Here is a 10,627-nt window from a genome sequence, read left to right on the forward strand (position 1 = left end):
CACAGCCCGGAATGAGCGAAAAAAATCTTCCCCCCAGCCACACGCGACTGCGCCAGGCGCGAGAGCGCGGCCAGATTGGGATCAGCCAGGATGTCATCAAGGTCCTGACGCTCGCCATCATCGCCGGGATCGTCTTTGCCTCTGAGACCCAGTGGAAGGCGTTGCTCAACGCAGCGCTGTCAACGGCTGTGAAAGGGATGGAGACGCCAATGGGAGTCCGTCTGGATGGCGTTATTTTCGCCATGTGGCCGATCCTTGCGGTTTGCCTGGGCCTGGCGCTTACCGCTGCAATCATTTCGCTGTTCGGGACGCTGGTTCAGACAGGTTTCAATGTCGCGCCGCAGGCGCTCGCCGAAGGTATGCAGAAGCTGAATCCGGTGAGCAACCTGAAACAGATCGTCTCCCCGAAAAAGCTGCTCATGTTGCTGCTAGGCGTGGTCAAGCTGAGCCTGGTTGCGAGCGTCGCGTATTTTGAAATCAGGAAGCAGTTGCCGGACATCGCCCAGCTCTTCAGGGCAACTCCGGAGCAAAGTTGGGCCGCTTGCATGCAAATGCTTCAATCCCTCGCGATAAAGTCGATCGCATGCATGTTCATGCTGGCCGTGGTCGACTTCGCGCTGCAGCGATACATGAACTACCGCAGCCTGCGCATGGATGTCCAGGAACTCAAGCAGGACCACAGGAACGAAGAAGGCGATCCACATAGCAAGGCGGCCCGGAAGAGCATAGCCAGGCAGATCGCATTCGACCCGCCATCACCTGCGGCGCAGAAACCGACTGCCGTCGTGGTCAATCCGGAGCACATTGCCGTGGCCCTCTCGTATCACTTCGAACCGGACAAGTTGCCGCTCGTCGTCGCGAAGGGGCGGGATGACGACGCCGTCGCTCTGCGTGGACTTGCGCAGCAGCTCCAGATCCCCGTCATCAAATATGCGGGCCTGGCGAGGCAACTGTACGCCACTGGGCGTGAGGGGGCACCCGTGCCGCGTGGGACGTTGCGTGCGGTCGCACTGCTGTACCAGGGCGTCAAGGAACTGAATCAGCGATCAGACGCAGGGATTCCTCCAAGCGGAATCTATGAGTTGGACGAGGAACTGGCGCAACAGATGCTGCACCCGTATCAGCCACCTGCAGCGCGAGATCCGGCCGGGATGGATTCGCGCACGGCTGCGTCATCCAGAGCCAGACAGGGAACCGGCAAAGCAGCAACGGCCACTGAGGAAGCATGACCTCCACGTTAGATCAGATTGACACATTCCCGATACCCGACGGACTGATTGCGTCGTTACGCGATGGCGTCTGCACGCGAGAAGCCTTCCAGATGGGACCGGTGGCCGTTTCGGCAGCGGGCGCGGGCGTGCTATGCATGTCGCCGCTAGGCGGACAATGGACCGCTCACGACATCGGTCGTCTGCTACAGATACAGTTCGAACATAGCTCGGAATTTGGCGACATTCAGATATCGGTCAACGTCCACGGGCGTCTTTGTTTGCTGCGACGACTGCGGTTGCAGGATGCGGAATCCGATGCCGGGTTGATGCACGTGCTGGTGAGCATGCGAACCCTTATCTCAATGATTGGTGACTCCAGATGACCCCGAAACGCCTGGTGGTGCCCGGGACCGTTGTCTCTCTGATCGACAACCTCCTGCCTCGTGGCGGGCGCGCCGAAGTGGCGGTAGCGGCGGCTGTCGTTGCGATCGTGATCGCCATGATCCTGCCGATACCGGAATGGTTGCTCGATGGCCTGATCGCATTGAACATCTGCACGGCAGCTCTGCTGGTCGTGCTGGCGATGCAGGTCAAGGAATCTGTGAACCTTAGCACCTTTCCCTCGATGCTCCTGATTACCACACTGTTCCGCGTTTCGCTCAACGTCGCCAGTACGCGTCTCATCTTGCTGGAAGGCTCTGCGGGACACATCATTGAAGCTTTCGGCAAGGTGGTTGTGGGCGGGAATCTGGTCGTTGGAATGGTCGTCTTCTTTATTCTCACGGTAATACAGTTTCTTGTTATCACAAAAGGATCGGAGCGAGTTGCCGAAGTTGGAGCTCGCTTCGCGCTCGATGCGATGCCCGGCAAACAGATGGCGATCGACATGGAATTGAAGGCATCGTCGATCACGGCCGATGAGTCGCGCATCCGGCGAGCAGCACTCGCCCAGGAAAGCCAGTTCTTCGGGGCTATGGACGGCGCCATGAAATTTGTCAAGGGCGACGCCATCGCTGGAATCATCATCGTGCTGACGAATCTGATCGGGGGGCTAGCCATCGGCGTTGTACAGCGGCAAATGTCCGGATCCGAGGCCATGCGCGTCTACTCTGTTCTCTCGATCGGGGACGCATTGGTCGCGCAGATACCAGCACTCCTTATGTCCCTCACCGCAGGGCTGTTGATTACGCGCGTCGCGAATGCCCAGGAAGGGCCACGCAACGTTGGCAAGGAATTGACTTCGCAATTGGCCGCGTATCCCAAGGCGTGGGTAATGGCTAGCGGTGTGATGCTTGTCTTTGGCCTGATTCCCGGCATGCCGACTTTGGTGTTCATTGCGCTCGGCGGAGGCAGCCTCGCATTTGGCATGAATATCGTGCGGAGGCAGATCAAGGAATCGAGCCTGGCCAATGCCGCGCAGCTGACGGAGGTGCCTGAAGTCCGCGAGTTCGATGTCGTGCGTCCTTTCCTTGTGCGCATTGGCTCACACATGGAGGACGCGCAGCGAGCAACCCGCGTGATCAATCTGGCGCGAAGCGTGCGTAACGACCTGGTCAGGCAGTATGGCTTGGTCACGCCGGCCGTTGCGGTGGAGTTCGACGTTCCAATGTCAGATGCCGATTTTGATTTCTGTCACAACGAGGTCCGTATATTTGCGATGCGCTGTCAGGATGACCTGTGCACGCTTCAGTGCGATCCGGAGCAGCTGCGGTTACTGGGGGTGGTGCCCAGTTTTGCTGAGACGAGTCCCAGGCTGGTGAATTATCGTCAGGTTTGGCTGCCGTCCAGCGAGGCGGATCGCATGCTCACAGAGGGCCATGAAGTGCAGGGCTATTGGGAGCACGTGGAGTTGAAATTCCGCACTGCTCTGCATGCTGCAGGGCCGCGTTATTTTGGTATCGAGCAGACACAGAAATTATATCGCTGGCTCGCTTCGAAGTCGCCGGATCTGGCAAAGGAGCTGGAGCGTTGCGTAACTGCAGGCCGGGCGGCAGAGATCCTGCAGCGTTTGTTGAGCGAGCGCGTGAGCATTCGTAATATCGATGCAATTTTCGAGACACTGGTGGAATGGGGGCAACGCGAACGCGATCCCGGAATTCTTTGCGAATGCGTTCGCTCAGTACTAAGCCGTGAAATCTTCGACGCACAGGCCGCGGATCGTCAGTTGCACGCCTTTGTTGTGGAGCCCGAACTGGAGACGCTGGTGCGCACCGCAGTTCGCCAGACCAACTACGGCGACTTTCTTGCCCTCGATAATGCGGCGCAGGATGCGATACTGGACGGTTTCGCGGTCCAGCTTGAGCCAATCCCCAGGAGCCGACGTCCGGTGATTCTGTGCGAACAGGGCATACGGCCCCACCTGCGTCGCCTGTTCGCAGCGCGATTCGTCGATGTTCCAGTACTTTCGCTATCCGAGGTGCCGTCCGACTATAAGACCAATGTGCTTGGCGTCATCCGTCAGGGCCATGAGATATAGAGCGCGTTCGCGTCAAGGTGCTCGATGAACCAGAATGTGCACGAGGGGCTGGAGCTGCGGGTAACGGCAGGGTTGCACGCCGGTGCTGCCTTGCCTTTGGACTGGGAGCCAATCTCTATTGGCAGTGACGAGCAATGTGATGTCGTGCTGCTCGATGCCGGCATTCTGCCTCGGCACTTGAGACTCATTTGCTCGGAGGCTGGTGAATGGCGCACTGAGCCAGACGGTGCCCGAGTTGAGATAGGGACGCCGATTGCAATCGGAGTGTCATGCATCGTGGTGGCCCCGCGCAGTGCTCCCTGGGCGCCGGCCGCAGGCAGGGCGGAGCCTGACGTGCACCTTGCGAGCGGGCTTGTACCACCGAGCGCGCGTACTTCGCGCCATCGCGGTCTGGTCTGGCTGGCATTGGCGTCCATCCTTGCCGTGATAGGCGTGATCGGCGTGATCGTCACGTGGAGTCTGGTGGGGCGAGACGACATGCAACGTGCAGTGCAACAGCCCGCAATATCCTCCATCACCCTGCCCCAGGCGGCGAAGCCATCGGACGCAAACGAGATTCGCCGGCGCGCGGCACGGGAACTGACGGATCGAGGACTGGCGGAGCTCGTGGTCCTGGAGGCGAGCCCGGGTCGAATCCACATGGAGGCGGAACTCGATGACGCCGAAGTCGATCGATTCGATCGCGCGCTGCGCGCGCTCAAAGAGCAGTTCGGTGATGAGGTAGAGATAGACTCACGCGTCAGCCCGATTTCGCACACGTTACCGTTCACCATCCAGAGCGTCGTAAGGGGCGCTGCTTCCCACGTCACCTTGAAGGATGGGCAGCGGGTATTCGAGGGAAGTACTGTAGGAGGGTGGAGACTCGAGGAAATTCAACCGCTAAAGCTGATATTCGTCAGAAAACGGCGGATGGAGATTCCATGGTAGCTATCGAGGATGAACTGTCGAGACCCGCGGACTGGCTTCGTGCAGCTGCCGCAGGGCAAGTCGAGGCATGCACCGCCGCGTTTTCGCGCGCGAACCTTGTGTTTGCCGTTGGCAGGGTAACGCGTGTGCTTGGGACCCTGGTCGAAGGTACCGTGCCGAATGCGAGCATCGGCGAGCAGTGCGACATTTACGACCGCGCCTGTCCGCATCGGTCTGTACGCTGTGAGGTCATTGGATTTACCGAGTCGTCGACATTGCTGTCGCCGCTGGGGGTTCTGGAGGGCGTGTCCTCGTCGTACCTTATTCGCCCGTTGCGGCGTTCTCACGTCATTGCGGTGGGCGGGCATTTGTTGGGGCGTGTCGTGGATGGCTTCGGAGCCCCTCTGGACGGACGCCCGCTCGTCGCTGAAGACGCCGATGCGGTGATTTCGCGCCCGGTTATCAGCAACGCGCCCAGTCCCAGCGAGCGGCCTCGTATCGCGGAGGTATTTCCTACAGGGGTTCGATGCATAGACACCTTGCTTACTCTGGGACGTGGCCAACGTGTGGGCATTTTCGCCGGGCCGGGCTGCGGAAAAACGACATTGCTGGCATCAATCGGCCGTGGCGCAGCGGTCGACGCCTTGGTGCTGGGGCTTATTGGCGAGCGTGGACGTGAGGTGAGGGAGTTCACCGAGCATGAGCTTGGTCCGGCGCTGCTCGCGCGCACGGTCATTGTGTGCGCCACTTCGGACCGCCCGGCGATAGAACGCGTTCGCGCTGCCTTCACGGCTACGGCCATTGCCGAAGGGTTGCGGGACCGGGGCCTGAATGTCATGCTGATGGTCGATTCCCTGACACGGCTTGCCCGTGCGCAGCGGGAGATTGGCCTGGCTGCGGGAGAGGTTCCCGCCCGTGCCGGGTTCCCACCGTCGGTCTATGCGCTGCTTCCTCGCCTGATCGAACGTGCCGGCAACACGTCTCAAGGATCTATCACGGCGATCTACACGCTACTGCTCGAGGGTGACATCAAGTCCGATCCGATCAGCGAGGAAGCGGTGTCGCTGCTCGACGGCCATATTTTTCTGGCCCGTAAATTGGCGGACCAGGGACACTATCCTGCCGTCGATGTGCTGCCGAGCATTAGCCGGATCATGTCCAATATCGTGGATAAAGATCATCTTCGTGCCGCAGCGGCGGTGCGTAATGTGTTGACAAAATATCGAGACGTTGAATTGCTGCTCAGACTGGGCGAGTATCGCCACGGGGTCGACCCGGAAACGGATCGTGTGGTTCAGAGCTACCCGAAAGTCGTGGAATTTCTCCGCCAGGATACGCGCCAGGCAATTGCCTGGTCCATGAGTATCGATCAATTGACGACGCTGGGCGCGGCGGCCTCCGGATGAGTGCATTTCATGCCGGCAGGCGAGCTCCAGAGGTAGCTCAGGAAAGTGTCTCGATGCATGTGGATCTGGCACCGTTGCATCAACTGCTGCATTTGCAACTGATGCGCAAGGCGCTTGCGGACGCGGACGTGGCAGCGGCCAGGAGCGTTCTGGAGCAGGCTCAGCTTTCCTTGCCGCGGATTCGCGCCGAACTGTCCGAACGGACCGCCAGCGTGCGCGATCAGCGGCGTCACGTAGCGGAGAAGTGTACGGCACAGCCCGCAAATGTCCGCACTCTGCGCCGCTGGCGGGAGCACGAGCTAAAGCTGCTGGCGGAAATCGATCACCACCAGGCGGAACTGCGTAAGCAGGAGGAACGAACAGAGCAAGCTCGGGTGGAGCTTTCGGATCGGCAGAGGCGTCAGCGCCTGATCGCATTGCGTAGCGAGAAATTCCATGCAATTCTCATCGAACTGGAAGATGGCTCGTCTCCGTAATTTGATGCGTTGATTTGCAAGATGGAAGAGATTCGCCGCGAACAAAAATGAGAGTGATGAAGGCCCCGTGTCGTTCTCGGAACGGCTCGTCGATCGGCTGCTCCGTCGAGCGCATCGGACATGCACTACAAATATCGTCGCGAGTGCCCATCATTCGGTTCGGGTCTCGTTCACCCATTGGCACTGCCCATCGGCCGCACTATGCCGGACCCAATCGAAACCCGCGGCTAGTCGTGAACTAAAGTCGTGCTCCGAATCACTGGCTGGTATCGGCCAGGTTTGTCACCTGTTTTGGCGATACGCACATATTCCGGAGCGAAGGAGAGAAGAGATGGGCATGAAAGAACCTGGGCAGGAAGTGGATCTCGCGGTTGCTCATGAGAAAAGATACGAGGAACTGGTCGAGCAACTGGCGGGAGCACTCTCTGTTGATGGCAAAGCCCTGAAGGAATCGGGGCATCTGGTGGTGGGAAGCGTGGATATCGGATTGATCAACTACCAGGCGCTGGACTATGGCCGAATCACCATGTTTCTTGATCTGGGTTCGATTCCAGCCGTACGCGAACCTGAAATCCATCGGCGACTGCTTGAGCAAAATTTCCTGCTCCCGCGGACCTTCGGCACATACGCGTTGATTCCAGACAACGGCCACGGTGCGCTCGTCTACCACTTTGATATCTTTGACGGCATCGATGGACAGGCGCTAGCCAGGATTATCTTCGATCTGGTCGATCAGTATGTCGACATCGAACGATCGCTTGTTAACGCAGACCGTGACAGCCTGTCTCGACGGGCAAGACACGCGATTTGACACAGTTGGCTCGCCAACGACCGACGGGAGAAGATTCATGCTAGGACTTTCACCAACCTCATCTCAAGCGGCAATAGAGATGCCTGCGGAGGCTGACGCAACACTGCTGGTGCCGCCACCGGAGCGAGCGGCCGGGCCGGTTTCGTTGCCGACTCGTCAGGCTGTCGCAGCCTGGGCGGGGCATACCGGGCAGCAGGCTTTTGTCAGTAGTGTCGCGTGGGGTGTTGCTCAAAAGCTGCCGGTTGCATTGGGGACCGCGGTAGGGACCGCCCTGGGAGGCCCCGTGGGAGGCGGATTTGGTGCGCTTGCCGGCAATATCGCCGGCGGCATGCTGTTGGGGCCTGCACACTATATTGCTGAGGTGGGGGCCGTGAAGGTGCGCCGGGCAATTGGCGGTGGTTGTGAATATACACCCTATGCCGGTGATGACAAGAAGGCCAAGAACTTCAGAGAGAATTCATTCATCGCAGCGACTTCGGTTGTCCAGGGAGCCAAGGCGATAGTCAAGGCAGTGGCTGTGACCGGAGCACCGTTCCCAGCTGCATTCGCGAGCTATGGGCTCGATATCGCATCCTCGCTTTGTGGTGGCGCGTTATCGCAGGGGATTTCCAATATGCGAAAAGCCATGGGGAGGCAAAGTGAGTTCAAGTATGTCGAATCGAAAGACCCCGCCGTAAAAGGGCGTGAAACCGTGAACCGGCTGGGTGCGGGATTCGGCGCTGGCCTTGTCGCCGGGAGCTTTGATCTGGCGAACAGACTTGTGGCGAGCGGAACAGCGGCGACGCCGCTGACGACTGCCCAGCTGTTTGGCCAAGGGATCCAGGGAAGCCTCAAATCGGCGGTCACGTTATTCACCTGGTTCAAGCTACGGGACACGGCAGCCGGAATTATGCCGCAAGCTCCGCAGTCAACTTCCTCCGCGGCTGGTGTCCGGCCACCCGCTGATGAGCGCCCGCCGCGGGCTCCGGTTGTGCCGGATGCGACGGGGGATATGGACCATGGGGGCGGCATGGAAGTGGACAAGGAAGACGATGTGTTTGAAGACGCTTTGGAACCCGACGTGTCAGCGGCAAGCCCGACGGCCGCATCGCACGAAAACGATCACCCGGTCGAGCATGAAAGGGCGGACGTCGCAGGCGAGGTGACCCGACTGTAACGACACGTTGAAGGGTGTGTGGCATGCGCTGAAAGAAGGCTGCGAGGAGACCTGTTGGGGGTCAGGCGGGCGCACCAGGTCAGTTTTTTATCCGGGAGTGAAGTCGTGAATGCGCGCGTGGTTGCCTTCCTTTTTGCTTCAATGCCTGTGCTCTGCCACGCTGACTGCATCGACGATGCAGCGCAGTACCACGGGATCGATCCGCAGCTGGTTCGGGCGATTGCCCGGCACGAGTCAGGCATGCGGCCGCTTGCGCTCAATCGCAATCCGGACGGCAGCGTGGACGTTGGCCTCATGCAGATCAACTCGAGCTGGCTGCCGGCGCTCGCGCGTTACGGCATTCAGCCGCAGAGTCTCTGGGATCCGTGTGTCAATGCCTATGTCGGCGCGTGGATCCTCAAATCGAATGTCCGGCGCTATGGCCCGACCTGGAAAGCGATCGGTGCGTATAACGCTGCCTCGCCCGCAAAGCAGCTGCGGTATGCGAACCGGATTTACATGCAGTGGCAGCGCATCAGTTCCACGGCCAGCCGATAAGCGTAAGCGGCCCCGCAACGTGGCGAGGAAAGGGATTCTGCTGGCGTAGTCGGCCTCAAATCCGCTGAGATCCAAGCTGCGTCGCCACTGTTCGGGGGCCTGGATGACGAAACTGTCCATGGCCTATCCGGACTCTGACTATCCCCACGGACACGGCGCAACCGGCTGGCCAATGTCTCCCGAAAGGGCGAAATACGTCGAGAAGCGCGCGGCGATTTACTGTAATGGGCAGGGCGGGCTGAAGCAAAAGCAATAGCGGCGGACAGGTCTGCCGCTATTGCTTACTTACTGATGGTTTTCTTGCGCTCGCGCGGGTGCCCTTCAGGAACCGGGCCGCCTCTTCCTCGGCCGATCTCACCGATCATGAAGATGCCCTCGGCGTCGTCGTCGGCCTGGAACATCTCCAGGCGATCGATGAACTTGACGCCATTGACCGGATTGCCAGCCGACGCCGCGATGCAGGTGCTTTGTCCGAGCCCGTCTGCGGTGGTCTGTGCTGCCACTGCATAAGTCAGCGTGCCGCCGCGAGAGACCACGCTGTTCTTTCCTGGAGTCACGCCATAGGCCTGTGCCTGCCCGGCGTGGAGGGTGCCCAGCGCCCGGTCTCGCCGGTCTGCCTGGTGACCAGCCACGGCGCTCCGCATCTGTTCCGCCTGCGCGCATACATCCTCGGCCGACCTGACCAGCCGCACGCAGCACTTGCTGGACTTGTCGTCACGAAAACCTCCTGCGCCGCGGCCGCCGGCGGCCGCAAAATTCACCAATTCGAATACGGTGAAATTATATATGTAATATATGTTAATTTAAAAGTAGCCTTTTAGGCTCATTCAGAGCTTCCTGAAACTTGTGAGGAACTGGAATGAATCCGTTAGATCCAGCAGTTAAGCTCAATTTTGCGCACAAAACAGGGCGTTTTCTGCATCGCGGCTTCAAATTAACGTATTAATCCTACAGATTCCTCTTGCTGTCTTTTGATATATCACATACTGTATGTCATAGATTTCGGGGATGAGGCATCGAGATGCCAGGACGCTGGTTCACCCCGGTCGCAAACAAGTCAACGAGGAGACCAAGACATGTCTGCAGTCGTATCCATGCGGCCCGAGACCACCACGGCCGAAGACACACTCAAGCAGAAGACGCGCGATGCCGGCGTTGTTTCCGGCGGCCACCTGGTGGCGCGCGCGCTCAAGAACGAGGGGGTGGACACCATCTTCACCCTGTGCGGCGGCCACATCATCGATATCTATGATGGCTGCGTGGATGAAGGCATCCGCATCATCGACGTGCGTCACGAGCAGATCGCCGCGCACGCGGCCGACGGCTATGCGCGCCAGACCGGCAAGCTCGGCTGCGTGGTGACCACGGCCGGCCCCGGCTGCACCAATGCCGTCACCGGGGTGGCCACCGCCTTCCGTTCGGAAAGCCCGATCATCCATATTGGCGGGCAGGGCGCCTTGTCCCAGCACAAAATGGGCTCGCTGCAGGACCTGCCACACGTCGACATGATGTCGCCCATCACCAAGTTCGCTGCCACCATTCCGAGCACGGAGCGGGTGGCCGACATGATTTCGATGGCCGCACGCGAGTGCTTCAACGGCGCTCCCGGCCCGGCGTACCTGGAGATCCCGCGCGACGTGCTCGACCG

At 59.8% G+C, this 10,627-nt stretch carries 10 protein-coding genes and 1 pseudogene; 10 read left to right on the top strand and 1 reads right to left on the bottom strand.

Annotation, left to right across the window (positions count from 1 at the left end):
- The first annotated feature begins 11 nt into the window (after positions 1-11).
- The 9 genes from AC1DQ3_RS33920 (at position 12) to AC1DQ3_RS33960 (ending at position 8,979) form a co-directional block, all read left to right on the top strand.
- Positions 12-1,229 (top strand): EscU/YscU/HrcU family type III secretion system export apparatus switch protein, encoded by a 1,218-nt coding sequence (locus AC1DQ3_RS33920; protein ID WP_477124480.1) that lies wholly within the window; start codon positions 12-14, stop codon positions 1,227-1,229.
- Positions 1,226-1,594, top strand: coding sequence for a hypothetical protein (locus AC1DQ3_RS33925; protein ID WP_477124481.1), 369 nt, complete (start codon positions 1,226-1,228; stop codon positions 1,592-1,594). Before AC1DQ3_RS33920 ends, AC1DQ3_RS33925 begins: the two co-directional genes overlap by 4 nt.
- A complete protein-coding gene (gene sctV / locus AC1DQ3_RS33930) occupies positions 1,591-3,687 on the top strand; it encodes a type III secretion system export apparatus subunit SctV (protein WP_477124482.1) in 2,097 nt (698 codons plus the stop codon). Before AC1DQ3_RS33925 ends, sctV begins: the two co-directional genes overlap by 4 nt.
- A gap of 24 nt (positions 3,688-3,711) precedes the next feature.
- A complete protein-coding gene (locus tag AC1DQ3_RS33935; protein ID WP_477124483.1) occupies positions 3,712-4,614 on the top strand; it encodes an FHA domain-containing protein in 903 nt (300 codons plus the stop codon).
- Positions 4,608-5,999 carry a FliI/YscN family ATPase gene (locus tag AC1DQ3_RS33940; protein ID WP_477124484.1) on the top strand — a complete coding sequence of 464 codons (1,392 nt, stop codon included), beginning with the start codon at positions 4,608-4,610 and terminating at the stop codon, positions 5,997-5,999. Before AC1DQ3_RS33935 ends, AC1DQ3_RS33940 begins: the two co-directional genes overlap by 7 nt.
- 53 nt (positions 6,000-6,052) lie before the next feature.
- Positions 6,053-6,475, top strand: coding sequence for a hypothetical protein (locus AC1DQ3_RS33945; protein WP_477124485.1), 423 nt, complete (start codon positions 6,053-6,055; stop codon positions 6,473-6,475).
- 331 nt (positions 6,476-6,806) lie between these two features.
- Entirely contained in the window at positions 6,807-7,286 is a 480-nt protein-coding gene (locus AC1DQ3_RS33950; RefSeq protein ID WP_477124486.1) for a CesT family type III secretion system chaperone, read from the top strand.
- A 37-nt stretch (positions 7,287-7,323) separates the two neighbouring features.
- Positions 7,324-8,442, top strand: a complete 1,119-nt coding sequence (locus AC1DQ3_RS33955) for a hypothetical protein (protein WP_477124487.1) — start codon at positions 7,324-7,326, stop codon at positions 8,440-8,442.
- A gap of 141 nt (positions 8,443-8,583) precedes the next feature.
- Entirely contained in the window at positions 8,584-8,979 is a 396-nt protein-coding gene (locus AC1DQ3_RS33960; protein WP_477124490.1) for a lytic transglycosylase domain-containing protein, read from the top strand.
- Between the two features lie 286 nt (positions 8,980-9,265).
- Here AC1DQ3_RS33960 and AC1DQ3_RS33965 read toward each other — a convergent pair.
- Positions 9,266-9,530 (bottom strand): annotated as a pseudogene (locus AC1DQ3_RS33965) (succinate--CoA ligase subunit alpha); the annotation flags it as partial.
- Positions 9,531-10,055: 525 nt separating this feature from the next.
- Between AC1DQ3_RS33965 and AC1DQ3_RS33970 the strand changes: the two are divergent.
- On the top strand, positions 10,056-10,627 hold a 572-nt coding region (locus AC1DQ3_RS33970; protein WP_477124488.1), incomplete at its 3' end, for a thiamine pyrophosphate-binding protein.

This window comes from Cupriavidus sp. 01T418 (assembly GCF_056398885.1).